The sequence below is a fragment of the Pseudoalteromonas marina genome (genome assembly GCF_000238335.3).
Taxonomy (GTDB): Bacteria; Pseudomonadota; Gammaproteobacteria; order Enterobacterales; family Alteromonadaceae; genus Pseudoalteromonas; species Pseudoalteromonas marina.
Map to the genome: position 1 here is coordinate 23,151 of NZ_AHCB03000006.1, position 19,068 is coordinate 42,218.

Annotated in this window: 17 protein-coding genes, 7 tRNA genes and 1 pseudogene; 10 read left to right on the plus strand and 15 right to left on the minus strand. The window is 40.8% G+C overall.

Annotated features, from left to right (window positions below; all coding sequences use genetic code 11):
- Nucleotides 1-137: 137 nt before the first annotated feature.
- Entirely contained in the window at nucleotides 138-977 is an 840-nt protein-coding gene (locus PMAN_RS09005; protein ID WP_006794030.1) for an isopenicillin N synthase family dioxygenase, read from the minus strand.
- Between the two features lie 260 nt (nucleotides 978-1,237).
- Between PMAN_RS09005 and PMAN_RS09010 the strand changes: the two are divergent.
- Nucleotides 1,238-1,987, plus strand: a pseudogene (locus PMAN_RS09010) (alpha/beta hydrolase family protein); the annotation flags it as partial.
- Between the two features lie 50 nt (nucleotides 1,988-2,037).
- On the opposite strand, the gene PMAN_RS09015 reads toward PMAN_RS09010, so the two are convergent.
- Nucleotides 2,038-2,757, minus strand: a complete 720-nt coding sequence (locus PMAN_RS09015) for an alpha/beta fold hydrolase (protein ID WP_010557106.1) — start codon at nucleotides 2,755-2,757, stop codon at nucleotides 2,038-2,040.
- A 222-nt stretch (nucleotides 2,758-2,979) separates the two neighbouring features.
- Here PMAN_RS09015 and PMAN_RS09020 point away from each other — a divergent pair, with 222 nt between their 5' ends.
- The gene (locus tag PMAN_RS09020) at nucleotides 2,980-3,303 is read left to right on the plus strand and encodes a hypothetical protein (RefSeq protein WP_006794033.1); all 324 of its coding nucleotides are present in this window, start codon (nucleotides 2,980-2,982) and stop codon (nucleotides 3,301-3,303) included.
- 96 nt (nucleotides 3,304-3,399) lie between these two features.
- On the opposite strand, the gene PMAN_RS09025 is transcribed toward PMAN_RS09020, so the two are convergent.
- Complete coding sequence (locus PMAN_RS09025; RefSeq protein WP_010557107.1) at nucleotides 3,400-3,630, minus strand: hypothetical protein; 231 nt, start codon at nucleotides 3,628-3,630, stop codon at nucleotides 3,400-3,402.
- 114 nt (nucleotides 3,631-3,744) lie between these two features.
- On the minus strand, nucleotides 3,745-5,523 hold the full coding sequence (gene aspS, locus PMAN_RS09030; protein WP_010557108.1) for an aspartate--tRNA ligase: 1,779 nt from the start codon (nucleotides 5,521-5,523) through the stop codon (nucleotides 3,745-3,747).
- A 248-nt stretch (nucleotides 5,524-5,771) separates the two neighbouring features.
- On the opposite strand from aspS, the gene PMAN_RS09035 reads away from it, so the two are divergent.
- Complete coding sequence (locus PMAN_RS09035; protein ID WP_033035797.1) at nucleotides 5,772-6,620, plus strand: DUF72 domain-containing protein; 849 nt, start codon at nucleotides 5,772-5,774, stop codon at nucleotides 6,618-6,620.
- A 30-nt stretch (nucleotides 6,621-6,650) separates the two neighbouring features.
- The gene (locus PMAN_RS09040) at nucleotides 6,651-7,148 is read left to right on the plus strand and encodes a M48 metallopeptidase family protein (RefSeq protein WP_010557110.1); all 498 of its coding nucleotides are present in this window, start codon (nucleotides 6,651-6,653) and stop codon (nucleotides 7,146-7,148) included.
- 126 nt (nucleotides 7,149-7,274) lie between these two features.
- On the opposite strand, the gene PMAN_RS09045 is transcribed toward PMAN_RS09040, so the two are convergent.
- The gene (locus tag PMAN_RS09045; RefSeq protein WP_006794039.1) at nucleotides 7,275-7,961 is read right to left on the minus strand and encodes a DUF3334 family protein; all 687 of its coding nucleotides are present in this window, start codon (nucleotides 7,959-7,961) and stop codon (nucleotides 7,275-7,277) included.
- A gap of 116 nt (nucleotides 7,962-8,077) precedes the next feature.
- Here PMAN_RS09045 and cmoA point away from each other — a divergent pair, with 116 nt between their 5' ends.
- The 5 genes from cmoA to PMAN_RS09070 all read left to right on the plus strand — a co-directional run bounded on the left by cmoA (nucleotide 8,078) and on the right by PMAN_RS09070 (nucleotide 12,420).
- The gene (gene cmoA, locus PMAN_RS09050) at nucleotides 8,078-8,803 is read left to right on the plus strand and encodes a carboxy-S-adenosyl-L-methionine synthase CmoA (RefSeq protein ID WP_010557111.1); all 726 of its coding nucleotides are present in this window, start codon (nucleotides 8,078-8,080) and stop codon (nucleotides 8,801-8,803) included.
- Between the two features lie 12 nt (nucleotides 8,804-8,815).
- Nucleotides 8,816-9,784, plus strand: coding sequence for a tRNA 5-methoxyuridine(34)/uridine 5-oxyacetic acid(34) synthase CmoB (gene cmoB / locus PMAN_RS09055; RefSeq protein WP_010557112.1), 969 nt, complete (start codon nucleotides 8,816-8,818; stop codon nucleotides 9,782-9,784).
- A gap of 191 nt (nucleotides 9,785-9,975) precedes the next feature.
- Nucleotides 9,976-11,028, plus strand: coding sequence for a phosphoribosylformylglycinamidine cyclo-ligase (purM, locus tag PMAN_RS09060; protein ID WP_006794042.1), 1,053 nt, complete (start codon nucleotides 9,976-9,978; stop codon nucleotides 11,026-11,028).
- On the plus strand, nucleotides 11,028-11,675 hold the full coding sequence (gene purN / locus PMAN_RS09065) for a phosphoribosylglycinamide formyltransferase (RefSeq protein WP_006794043.1): 648 nt from the start codon (nucleotides 11,028-11,030) through the stop codon (nucleotides 11,673-11,675). The genes purM and purN overlap by 1 nt, the downstream gene beginning before the upstream one ends.
- A 16-nt stretch (nucleotides 11,676-11,691) precedes the next feature.
- Nucleotides 11,692-12,420, plus strand: coding sequence for a DUF3108 domain-containing protein (locus PMAN_RS09070; protein WP_010557113.1), 729 nt, complete (start codon nucleotides 11,692-11,694; stop codon nucleotides 12,418-12,420).
- Nucleotides 12,421-12,448: 28 nt separating this feature from the next.
- Here PMAN_RS09070 and PMAN_RS09075 read toward each other — a convergent pair whose 3' ends face one another.
- Nucleotides 12,449-13,213, minus strand: a complete 765-nt coding sequence (locus PMAN_RS09075) for a class II glutamine amidotransferase (protein WP_010557114.1) — start codon at nucleotides 13,211-13,213, stop codon at nucleotides 12,449-12,451.
- A gap of 304 nt (nucleotides 13,214-13,517) precedes the next feature.
- On the opposite strand from PMAN_RS09075, the gene fadE reads away from it, so the two are divergent.
- Nucleotides 13,518-15,974 carry an acyl-CoA dehydrogenase FadE gene (gene fadE / locus PMAN_RS09080; protein ID WP_010557115.1) on the plus strand — a complete coding sequence of 819 codons (2,457 nt, stop codon included), beginning with the start codon at nucleotides 13,518-13,520 and terminating at the stop codon, nucleotides 15,972-15,974.
- Here the strand turns inward: fadE and PMAN_RS09085 are convergent, their stop codons facing one another.
- The 9 genes from PMAN_RS09085 to PMAN_RS09125 form a co-directional block, all read right to left on the minus strand.
- Nucleotides 15,975-17,090, minus strand: a complete 1,116-nt coding sequence (locus PMAN_RS09085) for a DUF6136 family protein (protein WP_010557116.1) — start codon at nucleotides 17,088-17,090, stop codon at nucleotides 15,975-15,977. It abuts the gene before it with no gap.
- Nucleotides 17,087-17,677: an ABC transporter ATP-binding protein gene (locus PMAN_RS09090; protein WP_010557117.1), complete on the minus strand. Its 591-nt coding sequence runs from the start codon at nucleotides 17,675-17,677 to the stop codon at nucleotides 17,087-17,089. Before PMAN_RS09090 ends, PMAN_RS09085 begins: the two co-directional genes overlap by 4 nt.
- 561 nt (nucleotides 17,678-18,238) lie before the next feature.
- Nucleotides 18,239-18,315, minus strand: a tRNA-Asp gene (locus PMAN_RS09095).
- Between the two features lie 53 nt (nucleotides 18,316-18,368).
- Nucleotides 18,369-18,445 (minus strand) — tRNA-Asp (locus tag PMAN_RS09100).
- A 38-nt stretch (nucleotides 18,446-18,483) separates the two neighbouring features.
- Nucleotides 18,484-18,560 (minus strand) — tRNA-Asp (locus PMAN_RS09105).
- Nucleotides 18,561-18,598: 38 nt separating this feature from the next.
- Nucleotides 18,599-18,675: transfer RNA gene (locus PMAN_RS09110), tRNA-Asp, on the minus strand.
- 31 nt (nucleotides 18,676-18,706) lie between these two features.
- Nucleotides 18,707-18,783, minus strand: a tRNA-Asp gene (locus tag PMAN_RS09115).
- 41 nt (nucleotides 18,784-18,824) lie between these two features.
- Nucleotides 18,825-18,901: transfer RNA gene (locus tag PMAN_RS09120), tRNA-Asp, on the minus strand.
- A gap of 27 nt (nucleotides 18,902-18,928) precedes the next feature.
- Nucleotides 18,929-19,005 (minus strand) — tRNA-Asp (locus PMAN_RS09125).
- Nucleotides 19,006-19,068 lie beyond the last annotated feature (63 nt).

The following is a 19,068-nucleotide window of genomic DNA, read 5'->3' on the forward strand; positions in this document are numbered from 1 at the left end:
GCTAGAATGCATGCCATTATTTACTTTGCACTCAATTGAAGCCATGTATTACTAAGCTTAAAACGCAAAAAACGGCTAAAAGCCGTTTTTTGTTAATGCTTAAAAACCTAGAAGTAAGGCTTAATTAAGCTTAGGCATTACTTAACACCTAGCTCGCGTAAACGTTCTTGCAAGTAGCTATCTGCGGTGTAACGCTCTGAAAGTACAACATCTGGCCGCGGGTGTAAAAACAGCGGTAATGAAATACGCGACTTAGTAGACGCTTTGCCCGTTGGATTAATAACTCGGTGAATAGTAGACGGGAAATAACCGCCTGATGCTTCTTGCAGCATATCGCCAATGTTAATAATTAAGCTACCAAAATCACATGGTACATCTAACCAACCGCCGTCTGTTTTTTGAACTTGTAAGCCCGGCTCGTTTGACGCTGGTAATACAGTTAGTAAGTTGATGTCGCCATGTGCAGCTGCGCGAATTGCGCCTGGCTCTTCATCACCTGTCATTGGTGGGTAATGTAGAATACGTAGCAATGTTTGATCAGAGTCTGCAATCATGTCTTTTAGATCAATCGAAAACTTAGCACGCACATCGGCAGGCGCCTCAGCTTGAACCCAGCTTAAAAGTGTTGCAGCAAACTCGTTTGCTAAGCGGTAGTACTCACGCACGTCAGCTTCAAGTTCGGCAGGTACACGCCCTTTTGGATAAACATGAAAGTACTCTTTTATGTCTTTAACGGTAAAGCCTTTAGCTACTTCAGACACTGAAGGCGGAAAGTAACCGTCTTGTGTTTCTTTAGAGTATAAAAAGTCGTGCTTTTGCTCTGAGTTAAAAAAGTCTTGCCAGTTTTTGTAAATAGACTCAACTAAAGACTGTGGAATTGGGTGATTTTTTAAAACACCAAATCCAGTATTTCTTAACGATTCAACAAATTGTGCAGCCGCATCGGGAGCTTTATAATCAACAGTAGGTAATTGCATTGTACGTTCCAGTGAATAGGTTATTTGAAGTTAGGTACTTCAAGTACTTTTATGTATATAAAGTAGCAAGGACTTCATTATAGCGCCATGCGAGGATAGACAAACAGCCCCAAAAACATAAGGACATATGTCCGCAAAGCGCCCCCATCAAAGGGTGCGTTGATCAAGATCAATAAATAAAAGCGATTGAATTTGCACACATTGATGCATATGTATGGTCTAGTATTACAACGTATTTTATTTGTTCAAAAAGGCGACCCATGCGACAAAAAGTATCTTTTAAAAGTGGTAATTTAGAACTTGCCGGACAACTTGAATTCCCCGATGGTGAAGTAAAATTTTATGCCCTCTTTGCCCATTGTTTTACCTGCGGTAAAGACATTGCAGCAGCAACACGTATTAGTCGTGCTTTAACACAGCAAGGAATCTCTGTACTTCGTTTCGATTTTACCGGCCTAGGCAACAGCGATGGCGACTTTGCAAACAGTAACTTTTCATCGAACATTCAAGACTTAGTATCTGCTGCTGATCATTTGCGAGCGCACTTTAAAGCACCGCAATTACTCATTGGTCACAGTTTAGGGGGTGCCGCAGTGCTTGCTGCTGCACAATATATTCCTGAGGTGACAGCTATTACAACCATTGGCGCACCGTCAGATGCACAACATGTAGCACATAATTTTGAAGCCCATTTAGATGAAATAAACGCAGCTGGCGAAGCAAAAGTGAGTTTAGCTGGCCGTGAATTTACCATTAAAAAGCAATTTATAGACGATATAGCTAAATACGATAAAAGCCACATAAGTAAACTTAAACGCGCTTTATTAGTCATGCACTCACCGGTTGATACAACCGTAAATATTACTGAAGCTGAAAAAATTTACGCATCCGCTAAGCATCCAAAAAGCTTTATAAGTCTAGATAACGCTGATCATTTACTTACTAATAAAAACGATGCCAACTACGCGGCAACAATTATTGCACATTGGGCAAACCGCTACGTAAATTACGCATAAGGAAAACTTACCATTACGCGCTGCTAAAACGGCGCGTTAACCTGCTAATTTATAAACTTAGCAACTTCTTTACTCATTCTATCAACCAACCAGTTAGGACCACTATCATACATATCGTTATGGCGCGATTTTTCTATACGTAATTGAGTAACCGGAAACTCACTCAACTCTTTTTCGCTTAAGAGCACACCGGCATCTGCCGGGTAATCACTACCTCTAAGGGTAAGTACACGAATATCTTTATTACGAGGCAGTAACATGCGGCGATGATCAAGCGTAATTAAATCACTGACTTCATCAGGATACATTGCAGCATACAAGGCTGAAATATCTCCACCATTAGAATGACCAAATAAAGTGAGCTTTGAAAAATCATACTCTGTGTATTTGGCTGCTAATTTATTGACTAAAAACTTAAGGGTGACCACACCGCGGTGCCAGTTCTCCATGCGAGTTGCCATATAAGGTGGATGCACATTTAACATAGGATCTGTTTTTAATTCATGGCCCACTGCAATGGCTACATAGCCTTGTTTGTTAAATTCATCACTGGCAAAAGTATAGCTATTGTGACCCATACCATACCCTGCATTAATAAAGGCAACTGGGCATTTATTTTGTTTGCTGCATTTAACGTTATTTGTTGGCAACGAAATGCTAACTGGGATCTCACGATCACGGCTAATGTCTGTAATATATGTTTCGCTGGCATAGGAGCTTACACTTGTGAAAAGAAGTGTGAGGTAAAAAAGTGTTTTATGCATATTACTTAACGTATTGTTTATTATAATTAATGCGGGTTAGTTTAGGCGTTTTATACTATTAATGACAGCCTTAAAAGTAATAGTAGTCTGTGTGGTTATACCAAATTTATTTACATTTAAATTGCAGGTTAATAAATGTTGAAAAAGACTAACAGCCGCAAACGCAAAATTGTGCGATAATAGAGGCAATTGTTCCAATATACTCAGTAAAAGATCCAATACATGAAATCATACAGCACCATTGAACAGCGCATTGAAATTCTAGAAGAAAAGTTAGCCTTAATTAATGATGAAATTAGCACATTAAAGACACCCGCTAAAAACAACAATGAACGCATTATATTTAAGTTTATTGAAACCGGCAGTACAGGTAAAACAAAGGACTTTGTTCGTGAATTAGGAATTAAATCGCCGCGTGATGGACTGTTTTCATCAGGTGATGTTACTGCTTTAATTAAAAATGGCGCTGACGATATTTCGCCGGCGTTACTAGCAATTGCTAGGCAACTAGCCAGTGCACGCAATAAAAATGGCCCTAGCCGATAATTAAACAACGCATGTAACGTTTAGAAGCTTAGGCATCGTCTTTGCTTCTAATGTTTTAGTTACACTTTTTACTTAACGCTTTCCTCTTCACAATTATCAATGGCTGTAGTCGCCTCTCTCTGGCAAATCTTTTCTTAGCGCAAGCACTGCAATATAAATAAGCCCAAATAATGGAAATAATGCTAAGCACCCGCCTACAAAAGCTAAAACACCTGGGCTGGTGCTTTTTCGCTTGCCAATTTTGTAGCTAATAAGCGCAAAAATAGGAATACAAAATAAGATGAAAAATGTTAAAAACTCGCCAAATAAAGTGAGATTAATTGACATGGGAATTCCTTTTCATAGTGGTTAAATTATAGTCTGCGCTAAATTTAACCACAAAAAAACCCTTAAGCAAACAACTTAAGGGTTTTAAATTCAATGCTGTAAACTCAGCTCAAATTACTCTTCGCTAGCGGCTGATTTTTCTACCACACTTATTGCAAGCTCAGTTAACGAATCATTATTCGCTTTGCTTGGTGCGTCGGTTAATAAACAAGATGCTTGTGTAGTTTTAGGGAAAGCAATAACGTCACGAATGTTATCTGTTCCGCATAAAAGCATAACTAAACGGTCTAGACCAAATGCTAAACCTGCATGTGGCGGTGTACCGTATTTAAGGGCATCAAGTAAAAAGCCAAATTTGTCTTGTTGCTCTTGTTCATCAATTCCTAAAATTCTAAATGCTGCTTCTTGCATATCTGCATTATGTATACGTACCGAGCCACCGCCCACTTCGTAGCCGTTTAATACCATATCGTAGGCATCTGAGATAGCCGCTGCAGGGTTTGCTTCAAGTTCACTTGCACTAATATCTTTTGGTGCAGTGAACGGATGGTGCACAGCATGTAATGTGCCTTCGTCATCTTCTTCAAACATTGGGAAGTCTACAACCCAAAGTGGTGCCCAGCTATCTAAATTAGTGATTTCTAGATCTACACCAATTTTAAGGCGTAGTGCACCCATAGCTTCATTTACTGTGTTGCGCTTATCTGCACCAAATAAAATGATATCGCCCGTTTGTGCATTAGTACGCTCAAGTAACTGTGTGATCACATCTTCGTTTAAGAATTTAGCGATTGGCGATTGCACGCCTTCAACGCCTGCATCACGGTCGTTTACTTTCATCCATGCTAAGCCTTTAGCACCGTAAATACCAATAAACTTAGTGTAATCATCAAGTTGCTTACGCGAAAGCTTAGCGCCACCCGGTACTGTTAATACAGCAACACGGCCTTTTTCGTCGTTTGCAGGGCCTGAGAATACTTTAAACTCAACATCTTTCACTAAATCAGCAACGTCTACTAATTTCATTGGGTTACGTAAGTCTGGCTTATCAGAACCGTATAAACTCATCGCTTCGCTGTAAGGCATAATTGGGAAGTCGCCTAAGTCAACGTTGAGTAACGATTGCCACATTTCACGGATCATTTTTTCAGTCATACCACGTACTTGATCCGAGCTCATGAACGAGGTTTCTAAATCTATTTGAGTAAATTCAGGTTGGCGATCGGCACGTAAATCTTCATCACGGAAACATTTAACAATTTGGTAGTAACGATCAAAGCCTGACATCATCAACAATTGTTTAAATAATTGTGGCGATTGCGGTAATGCGTAAAAGCTGCCTTTATGCACACGGCTTGGTACTAAGTAATCGCGTGCACCTTCTGGCGTTGCTTTTGTAAGTACCGGTGTTTCGATGTCTAAAAAGCCGTTTTCATCTAAAAAGCGACGAACAAAGCTGCTTGCTTTAGCGCGTAATTTAATGCGGTCGCTCATTTCTAAGCGACGAAGGTCTAAGTAGCGGTACTTTAAGCGGCGCTCTTCAGAGTTTGTTTGGTTAAAATCAAGCGGCAATGGCTCTGAGCGGTTGATAATTGTAAGCTCGGTGCCTAAAATTTCCACTTCGCCTGTTGCCATATCTTTATTTACTTGGCTTTCTGGGCGAGCACGTACAACCCCTTTTAACTGAACACAAAATTCTTGGCGAAGCTTGTTCGCTGTATCCATAAGTCCTTCAACTTCTGGATCGAATACAACTTGTACTAAACCTTCTCTATCGCGTAAATCGACAAAGATAAGTCCACCAAGGTCACGTCGTTTGTTGATCCAGCCACATAGTTCAACTTCTTGATCTACGTGAGTTTTATTTAGCTGTCCGCAGTATATAGAGCGCATAGTTTTCCTGTCAGATAAAAGGCTTCAACGGTAAAAATTATTTGTTTTTATAGGCGCATAATTTAAAAAAGAGCTACCACACTTCAAATAAAGCCGTAAGCAATCTAAAAATATTCAAATTAAGCCCTGCATTATACCCAAGTAGGTTGAAGATGCTAGGCGTGTTTGGTGTGTTGGTGTTAATTTAAAGCAGGCGCTGTTGGTATTTGCTACACTGGCGCCACGATGTAATTTATCAGCTATTTCTTATGTTATATATTGGATGCCCTCAGTGGTCTAGCAGTGCATGGAAAGGCAATTTATTTTCAAGCCAATGTAAAAACGCCGACATGCTAAGCCAATACGCACAGCATTTTAATTCGGTAGAAGGTAACACCAGTTTTTACGCCGACCCATCACCTAGTACTGTTTTGCGCTGGGCACAAAGCGTACCTGACGATTTTAGATTTACCTTTAAATTTCATCGCCGTTTTAGCCATGAGCTAGCGCTTAGCAACGTACAAATAGAGCTTACCGACTGGCTTACATTATTTGCCCCTTTACTCGAAAAAACAGGGCAAATAATGCTGCAACTACCCAAAGCATTTGGCCCAAACGATTTACCCAAATTGGCGCAATTTATTAGCTTGCTCCCCAAAGAGCTTACTTACGGTGTAGAGGTTCGTCATATTGAATTTTTCAAAAAAGGCGAAGCCGAGGTAGCACTTAATCAGTTATTAATAGCAAATAACATAAATCGTATTTCAATGGATACACGGGCGCTTTTTGCAGTAAAGCCAACCACCGAAGCGCTAATAGACGCCCAACAAAAAAAACCTCACTTACCAGTACATGCAATAGCTACTGGCTCGCAGCCTATGGCGCGGTTTGTAATCGCTGATTTACAAAACGACTATCAAGCCTTTTATAAACCGTGGCTGAGTAAAGTAAAACAATGGCTTGATGAGGGTAAATCCCCTTATGTGTTTTTTCATACAGCCGATAATCGTGAGTCGCCACTACTTGCACGTCAATTTTGTAAAGATCTTGGGTATAATCACCCAGTACTCAACCCGTTCAGCGGCGAAAAAGAAGCGCAGCAGCACGCCCTGTTTTAAAAATTAAAACAAAAATATAGAGACATAAAAATGAGTGAATACGCCCGTTACTTTACAGGCTACCCTGCAAACATTGTTGAGCAAGTATTAAGCCTAATTAGTAACAACAAGGTTTGTGACTACTTACTTAAAAAGTACCCGCACGCGCACACCATAACCACCGATAAACTACTTTATAGCTACGCCACCGAGCTTAAAAAGCAGTATTTAAAAAACGCTCCACCATTTGGCCGTGCGGCGTTTAAAAAACAAGGTGATATGGTTACCAACGCATTGGGTACGCACACCTATCGTATGCAAGGCAAAACCCGTAAACACGATTTAGCCATAAACAGCGATTTACTGCGCGCCCCCGAGCCTTTATTAAAAGCGCTGGTTGTGCACGAGCTCGCCCATTTTAAAGAAAAAGACCACAACAAAAGCTTTTATAAGCTGTGTTGCCACATGGAGCCACAATACCACCAGCTAGAGTTAGATTTAAGAATTTTTTGTGTGGTGGTGGCGATGGGAGAGAATCCGTACATATAAGCTTTTTTGCACAGAACCTCTTATTAGTAAATAAAACCCCATAAACAATAAAAACGCGATCTAAATCGCGCTTTTATTGTTAATACTTTTTCAATTCTGAAAGCTTTAGACTGACAACTTTGGGTGTTAAAGCCCTAACTCAGCCATAAAGTCGTCATCGGCATCATCTTGCACGGGCTCTTTTTTAGCCTGCGCTTTTTCAGCTTTTTGCTTTGCTTCGTTTTCAATAATGTCGTCAGGGTCAATGGCTTCAATAATGTCAAAATCGTGTAGTTTAATAAACTCTGTTTTATCCATTGCCAGTTCTAGGTAAAAAATATTTTGATTACGTGTAGTAAAAGTAACACGTCGTGCTTGTGGGCGATCCATTGTGGTATCTACCGAAATTTGCACTTGTTTATTAATCGCCATCATTTTTGGCTGATTTTGCGTAATAGAGGTATGTAATTGCTCGCGAACCTTAGAAGTAAAGTCACCTACTATTTGGTTCATTAACTCGCCCATTACGTTTGAAACATCGTCTGACAAGTGACTATGTGCAATTTCTTCTTCTGGCATACCCATGTTGCGCATGTAGTCGCCGTAGATTTCCATTGCAGCCTGCGATGTAAAGTTGGTTACAACAAGCCCTGTAAAGCCGCCATCAAACAATACAAAGCAACCAATGTCTGGTCGCATGCAGGTGCGTGTTATTTTTTGAACCATGGCCGAGTAACTTATTTCGTTACCGCTTGCTGATGAAAGTACCCCTGTCACAGAGTGACAAAGCGTTGCTAGTATATCGTCGGTGCTAATAACTTTACTTTTGCTCATTTAACGTTCTCTTTTGTACTTATTATTCATAATTCTAGCCAACCTACTGAATTTATCACTGACTATCCAGCATAAAATGTTAAAATAACCTTATTATTTTTAAAGAGACTGCCTTCGTGACCATAAAAGACAGTATTTACGCCTCTGAGCAACAAGTAAAAGATTTCAGCTTTGACCAAAATGTGGTTGAAGTATTCCCTGATATGATTCAGCGATCAGTGCCTGGTTATGCCACCATTGTAAGCACTATGGGTAAATTAGCGGGCCAATACGCTCAAAGTAATTCTAACTTGTATGACCTAGGCTGCTCATTGGGCGCGGTTACGCTGAGCATGCGCCGTAATATTCGCACCGATAATTGCAACATTATTGCAGTAGATAACTCACAAGCCATGGTTGAGCGTTGTAAGGTGCATTTACATGGGTTTAAATCGGACGTGCCGGTTACTGTTACCCTTGGCGATATTAACGAGCTTGAAATTCAAAGCGCATCGGTTGTAGCAATGAACTTTACACTGCAGTTTATACCCCATGCACAGCGCCAAGCCGTGCTTGAAAAAATTTACGCTAACTTAAAGCCCGGTGGTGTATTACTACTTAGTGAAAAAATTAAAGCCGAAAACGAGCAGTGCGATAATTTACTGATTGACTTGCATCATGATTTTAAGCGTCATAATGGCTACTCTGAGCTTGAAATAAGCCAAAAGCGCACAGCAATAGAAAACGTTATGCGCCCCGATACACTCAGCACACATATTAATAGGTTAAGTGATATTGGCTTTAGCCAAACACAAGTGTGGTATCAATGTTTTAATTTTTGCTCAATGGTAGCAATTAAATAAAAAGAGTAATTTATGTCTCAATGGTTTAACCAATTTTACGCTGCAATTGCACAAAGCCCACTTAGCCACTGGCTAGAAACGCTACCTGCCCAATTAAAACATTGGCAGTTAGAGGCAAGCCATGGTGATTTACCACAATGGCAAAAAGTGCTTAAAAATTTACCTGAAATAAACACAACTCACGTTGATATAGCCACTAAAGTAGAAATTGGCGCACCAGGGGAAATGAGTGAAGGCCAACAAAAGCAAACTACACACTTATTAAAGCGCATGATGCCTTGGCGAAAAGGCCCATTCAGTGTGCACGGTATTGAAATAAACACCGAATGGCGCAGTGATTGGAAATGGGATCGCCTCCTTCCACATATTGAGCCATTAAAAGGCCGTACAGTGTTAGATATTGGTTGTGGCTCTGGCTATCATTTATGGCGCATGCGCGGAGAAGGCGCCGAGTTTGTAGTGGGTATTGATCCTTCTGACTTATTTTTGTGCCAGTTTCAGGCAATTAAACACTTCAACCCCGACGAAAACGTGCATTTATTACCATTAGGTGTAGAAGCCCTGCCAGAGCTTAAAGCCTTTGATACGGTATTTTCAATGGGGGTGCTTTATCATCGTCGTTCACCAATTGATTTTTTAGCGCAGTTAAAAGCGCAGCTTCGCCCGGGCGGCGAGTTAGTGCTTGAAACCTTAGTTATTGAAGGCGATGAAAACACAGTACTCGTGCCTACCGACCGCTACGCAAAAATGCGCAATGTGTGGTTTATTCCAAGTACTGCTGCATTAAAACTGTGGATGGAGCGCGTTGGCTTTAAAGATGTGCAAATAAAAGATTGCGCAATTACCACGCTTGATGAACAACGCAAAACCGATTGGATGGAAAACGAATCGTTAGTTGATTTTTTAGACCCAACCGACACCAGTAAAACCATTGAAGGCTACCCTGCTCCACTTAGAGCGATACTAACCGCCAAAGCATAGCGGTTAATTTAACGCTTTTAATACTAAAAAAACGCCAACGGGCGTTTTTTTTGTTTATTTAAACAACAAGCAGCGGACAAGTGTCCTTGTTAATTATTTCAAACCTATATTTACGCTAGCCGCGCAGATGCAATTGTTGTAAAATACGCGCGTTTCTAAGCAACCCAAAACAACTATTTTGAGGAAAACCTGTGAGCGAACAAAAACAGTCTCTTAGCTATAAAGACGCGGGCGTAGATATCGACGCTGGTAATGCACTTGTTGAGCGTATTAAAGGCGTAGTTAAAAAAACCCGTCGTCCTGAAGTGATGGGCGGAATTGGTGGTTTTGGCGCACTTTGCGAAATTCCTGAAGGTTATAAACAACCTGTATTAGTAGCGGGTACTGATGGCGTGGGTACTAAATTGCGTATGGCAATTGACCTTAAAAAGCACGATACCGTAGGTATTGACCTAGTAGCTATGTGTGTAAACGATTTAATTGTTCAAGGTGCTGAACCCCTGTTTTTTCTAGATTACTACGCAACGGGTAAACTAGACATAGACACAGCAGCCGACGTAGTAACAGGTATTGGTAAAGGGTGTGAAATTTCAGGTTGTGCCCTAATTGGTGGCGAAACAGCAGAAATGCCAGGTATGTATGATGGTGAAGACTACGACATGGCAGGCTTTTGTACCGGTGTGGTTGAAAAATCAAAAATCATTGATGGTACTAAAGTAGCTGCAGGCGATCAGCTTATTGCCCTTGCCTCTAGTGGCCCACACTCAAATGGTTTTTCTTTAATTCGTAAAGTACTTGAGGTATCTAACGCCGACACCAATCAAGTAATTGATGGTAAAACATTAGGCGAGCATTTATTAGAGCCTACACGTATTTACGTTAAACCTTTACTTGAGTTATTTAAGCACGTTGACGTGCATGCCCTTTCGCACATTACCGGCGGTGGCTTTTGGGAAAATATTCCACGCGTATTACCTGCATCAGCTAAAGCTGTGGTTAAAGGCGATAGCTGGCAGTGGCCAAGTGTTTTTAACTGGTTACAAGAAAACGGTAATATTACTACACATGAAATGTACCGTACATTTAACTGTGGTGTAGGCATGGTTTTGGTTGTTCCTGCCGACAAACTTGAGCAAAGCTTAACTATGCTTAAAGATTTAGGTGAAAACGCTTGGCACCTTGGCGAAATCCAAGATGCAGCACCAGGCGAAGAGCAAGTAGACATTGTAGGTGGTGCTAAGTAATGGCACCTACTCGTCTAGTAGTTTTAATTTCAGGCAGTGGCTCTAATTTACAAGCCATCATTGATGCCTGTGAACGTGGCGAGATAAACGGACATATTGCGGCTGTTATTAGCAATAAAGCAGACGCATATGGCCTAGAACGAGCTAAAAATGCAGGCATTGCAACGCAAGTACTCAGTCATAAAGATTTTGACTCGCGCGAGGCCTACGACGCGCAGTTAATGAACGTTATTGACTCTTTTGAACCAAATCTAGTTGTATTAGCTGGGTTTATGCGTATTCTTACACCTAGCTTAGTGCAAAAATATATTGGAAAAATGTTGAACATTCATCCATCTTTGTTGCCTAAGTACCAGGGGCTGAATACCCACCAAAGAGCAATTGATGCAAAAGACGATGTTCATGGCGTAAGTGTTCACTTTGTAACTGAAGAATTAGACGGTGGTCCGGTCATTCTTCAAGCGCAAATACCTGTACTCAAGGATGATACAGCAGACACATTAGCAAAACGCGTGCACGAACAAGAGCATATAATTTATCCTTTGGTGGTCAAATGGTTCAGTGAACAAAGACTTACTATGGAAGCAGATTATGCGGTTCTTGACAAAAAACAACTTCCTGCACACGGCGCGCACTACCCACAATAAAAAAATAAGCGCCCTAATGCTATGTGCGGGCGCTTTACTTCCAACAAGCCTTATTGCAGGCGAATTGACTCAATACGAAGCCAAGTATGATATTTTGCGTAAAGGCAGCAATCACGGCACGGCAGTTCGTTCTCTTAAAAAGCTTGATGATGAAAATTATGAATTAACCTACCACAGTGACATTGAGTGGATGATTTTTTCTGACTCGCGTAAAGAAACCTCTAAATTTACGTTTAAAGACGGTAAGGTGTCTCCTGATCATTATTCAATGGTACGTAAAGGAACAGGTCCTGATAAAAACTATAAAATTGATTTTGACAAAGAGAATGAAATTGTTACCAGCAGTAACAGTGAGTACCCGCTAAAATGCGAGTGGACTGATGATTTTCAAGATGCCATTTCGTATCAAGTTCAGGTTCGTGAAGGGTTAAAAAAAGGCGAAACCAACTTCTCGTTTCCGCTTGTTGATAAAAAAGGTAACCGTCGGGATTATAACTTTGAAGTGGTAGGCACAGAGATGATTTCTTTGCCTATAGGTAACATAGAGGCAATTAAAGTAAAACGTTTATACGATACCGACAAGCGACAAGCCCTCGCTTGGTTTGCACCTGAAATGGATTACATGCTTGTGCGCATGTGGAAAGGTGAAAAAGGGACTGAGCAGTTTGAAGTTCAAATGAACTCCTTTACTGTGACTGCACCAACCGCAACAGCTGAGCACACTAAAAACCTTCAAGCAAACTAGCTAACGATTTATTTGCAAAATGGGTGAACTATATACGCTCACCCATTTTAAATAACGAAAACTCGCCTGGCTCCATTGTTTGCCAACGCTCATCATTAGTAAGCGGCCTTGTTGCAATGACAGTTACCACATCGTTTGGGGTTGTCTCTTTTTGAAAATCAACAACCATATCGGCATCTATTAATGTAGCTTTACCAAAAGGCGCACGGCGCGTTATGTAATGTAAGTTATTTGTGCAGTACGCTAAAACAAATACGCCATCGGTCAACAACATATTAAATACGCCCTTTTCACGCAGCGTGTGAGAAAGCTTGGCAGCGTATCTAAAAACAGACGCCATATTAGAAGGTCGTTTAGGGTATTTTTCACGAATTTTATCAAGCAACCAACAAAAAGCGAGTTCACTGTCAGTATTACCCACTGGACGATAATATTCGGGTTTTAAATCGTGATAGTTTGAAAGCTGCCCATTGTGTGCATAGGTTATTTCTCGCCCCCACAGCTCACGCGTAAACGGATGGGTATTTTCAAGGCATACTCGCCCGCGATTACCTTGGCGTATATGGCTGATAACCGACACGCTTTTTATAGGATAAGCTTTAACAAGCTTAGCAATTTCTGATTGGTAGCTTGGTTCTGGGTCTTTAAAAGTTCGACACCCTTTTCCCTCATAAAACGTAATGCCCCATCCATCTTTGTGTGGCCCCGTATTACCACCACGCTCTAATAGCCCTGCAAAACTGAAACATATATCAGTAGGCACATTGGCAGACATACCAAGTAATTCACACATTTATAAAAAAACCCTTAAAAAGTACGGATAAATAGCAGTACATTTTACAAAAAAAAATTTCTAAATTAGTTGCATATTTACTTAAAAAAATCATTATGGCTACCTGAATTATAAATTTTTAACGCTCTGAATTAATAAAAAACATAATGTGTATGGCAAAAAGCACTATCCGTCCCCTTAAAAGGTATTCTGTAAAGCAAAACTTCTGACTTTTTACTATAATTTTACACGCTAATTTACTTGAAACTTGAGCTGACTAGCGCTACTCTAAATGAGGTGGTCTGACCTCTATTAAGGAATTAAAATGACACTCATATTTACACTCGGTTTAATCGTGCTGCTGTGCACTGCGATTTACCACAGAGCGAGTTGGAACACAGCACTTGGTGTTTCTGCTGCAACATTATTAATCGGTACCTTCGCAGGTGCTTTTGGTTTAATTAGCTGGTTGATCTTTTTGATCATCGCAGTGCCTCTTTCAGTTACTGGTATTCGCCAGCAATACATCATCAAACCTATCTTTACGGTATTCAAAAAAGTAACACCGAGCATGTCTGACACTGAAAAGTCAGCTATCGATGCGGGTACAACTTGGTGGGAAGCTGATTTATTTTGCGGTAACCCTGATTGGAAAAAGCTACACCAATACCCTGTGCCTAAACTTACTATTGAAGAGCAAGCCTTTATAGATGGCCCTGTTGAAGTAGTATGTAGCATGCTAGATGATTGGGAAGCAACACACGAGCTAACTGATTTACCGCAAGATGTATGGCAATACCTTAAAGACAATAAATTCTTTGCCATGATCATTAAAAAAGAATACGGCGGTTTAGAGTTTTCTGCGTTTGCTCAGTCTTGTGTACTTCAAAAACTAACGAGTAAATCAACATTACTTTCGTCAATTGTTGGTGTTCCAAACTCGTTAGGTCCAGGTGAATTATTACAACACTATGGTACAAAAGAGCAAAAAGACCATTACTTACCGCGCTTAGCTAGCGGTCAAGAAATTCCATGTTTTGCATTAACATCACCAGAAGCTGGCTCTGACGCAAGTTCAATCCCTGATTACGGTGTTGTATGTAAAGGACAATGGAACGGTGAAGAAGTTGTCGGTATAAGCCTAACGTGGAACAAGCGCTATATCACGCTTGCGCCCGTGGCAACGGTACTTGGTCTTGCATTTAAATTACAAGATCCAGATGGCTTATTAAGTGATGTAAAAGAGCCAGGTATTACCTGTGCATTGATCCCAACAGATACTCCTGGAGTAGAAATTGGTCGTCGTCACTTCCCGCTTAACGTACCATTCCAAAATGGTCCTACTCGCGGTAAAGACATTTTTGTACCTCTTGATTACATTATTGGTGGGCCAGATATGGCTGGCCAAGGCTGGCGAATGCTAGTTGAGTGTTTATCGGTAGGCCGTGCAATTACTTTGCCGTCAAATTCTGCCGGTGGCATTAAAATGATTGCAACCGCTACGGGTGCATACAGCCGTATTCGTCGTCAATTCCGTTTACCGATTGGTAAAATGGAAGGTGTTGAAGAATCAATGGCTAAACTTGCCGGTTACGCATACAGCTCAGATGCTGCAGTAAGTATGTCGACTGGTGCGGTTGACTTAGGTGAAAAACCATCTGTTGTATCAGCGATTATTAAATATCACTTAACCGAACAAATGCGCGATGCAACAATCCATGCAATGGACGTTCTTGGCGGTAAAGGGATCATGCTTGGTCCAAATAACTATTTAGGTCGTGGCTATCAAGGTGCACCTATTGCCATAACCGTTGAAGGTGCAAACATCCTGACCCGTAATATGATCATTTACGGCCAGGGTGCGATTCGCTGTCATCCGTTTGTACTAACCGAGCTAGGTGCGTGTGAAATTGAGGACCGCGAAGAAGCGCTTAACGTATTTGATAAAGCGCTAATGGGTCACATAGGCTTTACTATGTCAAACCTAGTGCGTACTAAATGGCTAGCCCTTACAGGTGCTCGCTTTACAAGTGTGCCTTACCATGACGAAACAGCTGAGTTTTACCGTATAGCGTCGCGCTTTAGTGCTTCTTTAGCACTTATGTCAGATATTAGCATGGCTGTATTTGGCGGCTCTCTTAAACGTAAAGAGCGTATTTCTGCACGTTTAGGTGACTTACTTAGCTACCTTTACTTAGTATCTGCAACGCTTAAGCGTTACAACGACGAAGGCCGTAAAAAAGAAGATTTTGCGCTTGTTCAATGGAGCTGTCAGGATCACCTTTACCACTGTCAACGTGCGCTTGCTGACTTAATTAACAATATGCCTTCTGCACCACTTCGTGGCGTATTAAAAGTGTTATTGTTCCCGTTTGGTCGCCCGGTACGTAAACCGACTGATAAGTTAGAGCATAAACTAGCTCAAATTTTACAAGTACCTAGCGAAACACGTAACCGTTTAGCAAGTTATGTATACTTAACAAATGAGCCTCTTAACCTTGTAGGTCGTCAGGAGCAAACGCTTAAAGACGTGCTAGAAGTTGAGCCATTATTTGAAAGAGTATGTAAAGAGAAAGGTGTTAAACTACCGTTCTTCCAACTTGATAAAGTAGCGCAAATGGGTCTTGAAGCAGGTATTTTAAGCCAAGCTGAGGCCGATAAGCTAGCCGCTGTAGAGCAAGCTCGTTTAGACGTAATCAACGTAGACGATTTTGACCCTGCTGATTTGCTTGCAGGTAAAGCATCGCGTGATAGCGTTATTACAAAAGTTGATGCCGCTTAACTAGTTTAGTAAAGCAAGCAACCCAACGTTAGAAATAATCCAAACCAGCGCATAATGCGCTGGTTTTTTTTGTGCAAAATAAACCTGCAATAAACACCACACAAACCCCAGGTTTAGCAAAGTGCTGTGTAATCTCTCAAACGTAATGCTATAGGCTATAAAGGCTCCTAAAAACAAAAGCATACTGGGCATAAACTGGCTAATATAAAACGCTCGCGTCTTTTGATTCATTTTAAAAAACAACCGATGTTGTCCATGAACTTTAGTACAATCAAATTGTAATGAGCTGCTAAAAAGTACAATAAAAGCAACCGCCACACCGCCTATTATATTCACAAGATCTGGCCGCTTTTCTAATAACTCAGCCGATGCCATAAATACACACAAAAGCAACGATATACGCCATACTAATGTCCAACTATGGTTTATGAAGTAACAAAACCAAAAGCTAAATAAAGACCGAACACTCGTCATTCCATTTATATTAATGACAGGTATAGATGCGCTTAAAAGAAAGATAATTGCAAAACCCAAATGATAAATTAGCGGCGATAACTCAAAAGGAGTAAACAAAAATAAAGTACTTAAAGTAAATCCATAAACGAGCGCGCTAGGTTTGTATAAACAAACAATGCCTAAACCTAACTGTATAAACATAAAAACAAAAAAATGCGGTACTTTTATCCACTGAGCCCAGGTTAAATCAAGCGCTATCAACAGACTCGCTATAAGCCAGCCATTACTAATAAGTAATAATTTAATATCTGCTATGTTCAGCCAGCTAGGACAAGCTATTGTGTGTTGAAATAGCCGTTGCTTGCTATTTTTAATTGCCGGCTTAATCGCGCTTAACATCACACTTTGCAATAACAAATAAAACAAGGCCATTTGGGCACCATATGCAGGTGCATCTGTACTATCTATAATTTTCCCTAGGCCCAAAAAGAGCAACAACACCAAGCCTAAAATGGATGAACCCAACACTACTAAAAATATCAAACCAAAGCTTTTTAACTGCAGTAGCAGCTGCTTAAGCTCAAACGTGTATGCTAGGTACCGATAACTCATAAATGCACGATACTGCTCAAGCTTGCCTTTTACGCTCGCGAAACTCATAGCGAAACACACTTAAAGCCATGCTCAATAAATACAGCCGGCTCATGGCAAGTAATAATAATTTGCCCATTAGGCTTATCATTTAAATACACATCGAGTAATTTTAAAAGATGCTCAATGCTTATTTGATCAAGCGCAGCACTTGGCTCATCAAGTAGTAAATACGGTGACTTTCGCATTAGCGCTAATATTAGCTGACACTTTTTTTGGTTACCCGAGGACAAGGCACTAAATCGAGTATTTAAAAATTCAGTAAAGCCAAACCCTTTAACCAGCTCATGTGGCCACGGGCAGTCGATAGCACTAACAGACAAGTCAATAATTTGATGGGCTGTTAAAAAATCAGGTAACGTAATACGGTCACTGGCTATGGCCACTGTTTTTGTGGGCTCATTCAGCTCCCTCCCCGCAAACAAAAGTGAGCCACTTTGCGGTTTATCAAGTCCTGCTAGCATCATAAGTAAGGTGGTTTTACCGTGGCCATTAGGTGCTTCTATGCAGAATTTTTGATCTGAAAAAACCTGGTTATAATTTTTAAAAACTACATTGTTGGAAAATTGCTTATTTAAACCAATAACTTCAATCATAAAATATCCTTATAAACTAAGGTTTTATTATAAGCCTACAAAGTAAAGAGGCAAACTTATTGATTTGATTACTGCGTTAGCTAAAAGTACTTACTCATTTTTATAAATAAACTAATACCAACTCGCTTAATTAAATGAGCTATTTTGAGGCTGGGAAAACGTGTTAATAGCTAGGTAAAAAATTCACTATTTAATTGTTCTAAATGAGAATTTTTTAACGCAGGTACCGACACGTTTAGCCCCGCGAAATGATTAAGTATTATTGCGGATTGGTATAAAACAACTTAATTAGCTCTGAGGCAATTTTTGGCGGTAAAAAAATTAAATAGAGGATTTTATCTGCTAACGAAAAATAGCATCAACAGTGGCGTTATAAGCCTATTTAAGGCAAATACATGTTTATATTTAAAAGTATTATTTAAGATACAAAAAATAAATAAAAGTGATTATTTATTAATTTTTATTTAATAGTTTGATAAGTATCGGTGATTATAAAATTTATAAATGATTTTATGATAAGAAAATTAATCTTTAAAACCTTGTTATTGAGGAAATAACAAGTGGCGGAGTGGACGGGACTCGAACCCGCGACCCCCGGCGTGACAGGCCGGTATTCTAACCAACTGAACTACCACTCCGCAGTGGTATGTGCATGGGGTAATGCACTTACTAATTTTGTTATGATATCAAATGGCGGAGTGGACGGGACTCGAACCCGCGACCCCCGGCGTGACAGGCCGGTATTCTAACCAACTGAACTACCACTCCGCAGAGATATCTTTTTTACTTGTCATTACTTAATTTGTTGGCGGAGTGGACGGGACTCGAACCCGCGACCCCCGGCGTGACAGGCCGGTATTCTAACCAACTGAACTACCACTCCAGCATACAAATTTTGTAATATAACGTTGTTTAAATAGTTGGCGGAGTGGACGGGACTCGAACCCGCGACCCCCGGCGTGACAGGCCGGTATTCTAACCAACTGAACTACCACTCCAGCGCGTATTTAAACTGTTACTTTTTCTTATTGGCGGAGTGGACGGGACTCGAACCCGCGACCCCCGGCGTGACAGGCCGGTATTCTAACCAACTGAACTACCACTCCATAATAAGAATATGTTTTACAACCATATGTTGTGCAAGTGTTGGCGGAGTGGACGGGACTCGAACCCGCGACCCCCGGCGTGACAGGCCGGTATTCTAACCAACTGAACTACCACTCCAGCGCATACTTACAAATTGTCGAAAATTGGCGGAGTGGACGGGACTCGAACCCGCGACCCCCGGCGTGACAGGCCGGTATTCTAACCAACTGAACTACCACTCCGCATTTTCGTTGCTGTTTAGGTCTCCCTGACAGCGGCGTGAATAATACGAACCAGCCCCTATT

Bases quoted from the DNA above. Each gene is read 5' to 3' on its own strand.
- PMAN_RS09005 (WP_006794030.1), bottom strand. From the start codon at position 977: ATGCAATTACCTACTGTTGATTATAAAGCTCCCGATGCGGCTGCACAA.
- PMAN_RS09015 (WP_010557106.1), bottom strand. From the start codon at position 2,757: ATGCATAAAACACTTTTTTACCTCACACTTCTTTTCACAAGTGTAAGC.
- PMAN_RS09020 (WP_006794033.1), top strand. From the start codon at position 2,980: ATGAAATCATACAGCACCATTGAACAGCGCATTGAAATTCTAGAAGAA.
- PMAN_RS09025 (WP_010557107.1), bottom strand. From the start codon at position 3,630: ATGTCAATTAATCTCACTTTATTTGGCGAGTTTTTAACATTTTTCATC.
- aspS (WP_010557108.1), bottom strand. From the start codon at position 5,523: ATGCGCTCTATATACTGCGGACAGCTAAATAAAACTCACGTAGATCAA.
- PMAN_RS09035 (WP_033035797.1), top strand. From the start codon at position 5,772: ATGTTATATATTGGATGCCCTCAGTGGTCTAGCAGTGCATGGAAAGGC.
- PMAN_RS09040 (WP_010557110.1), top strand. From the start codon at position 6,651: ATGAGTGAATACGCCCGTTACTTTACAGGCTACCCTGCAAACATTGTT.
- PMAN_RS09045 (WP_006794039.1), bottom strand. From the start codon at position 7,961: ATGAGCAAAAGTAAAGTTATTAGCACCGACGATATACTAGCAACGCTT.
- cmoB (WP_010557112.1), top strand. From the start codon at position 8,816: ATGTCTCAATGGTTTAACCAATTTTACGCTGCAATTGCACAAAGCCCA.
- purN (WP_006794043.1), top strand. From the start codon at position 11,028: ATGGCACCTACTCGTCTAGTAGTTTTAATTTCAGGCAGTGGCTCTAAT.
- PMAN_RS09070 (WP_010557113.1), top strand. From the start codon at position 11,692: ATGCTATGTGCGGGCGCTTTACTTCCAACAAGCCTTATTGCAGGCGAA.
- PMAN_RS09075 (WP_010557114.1), bottom strand. From the start codon at position 13,213: ATGTGTGAATTACTTGGTATGTCTGCCAATGTGCCTACTGATATATGT.
- fadE (WP_010557115.1), top strand. From the start codon at position 13,518: ATGACACTCATATTTACACTCGGTTTAATCGTGCTGCTGTGCACTGCG.
- PMAN_RS09085 (WP_010557116.1), bottom strand. From the start codon at position 17,090: ATGAGTTTCGCGAGCGTAAAAGGCAAGCTTGAGCAGTATCGTGCATTT.
- PMAN_RS09090 (WP_010557117.1), bottom strand. From the start codon at position 17,677: ATGATTGAAGTTATTGGTTTAAATAAGCAATTTTCCAACAATGTAGTT.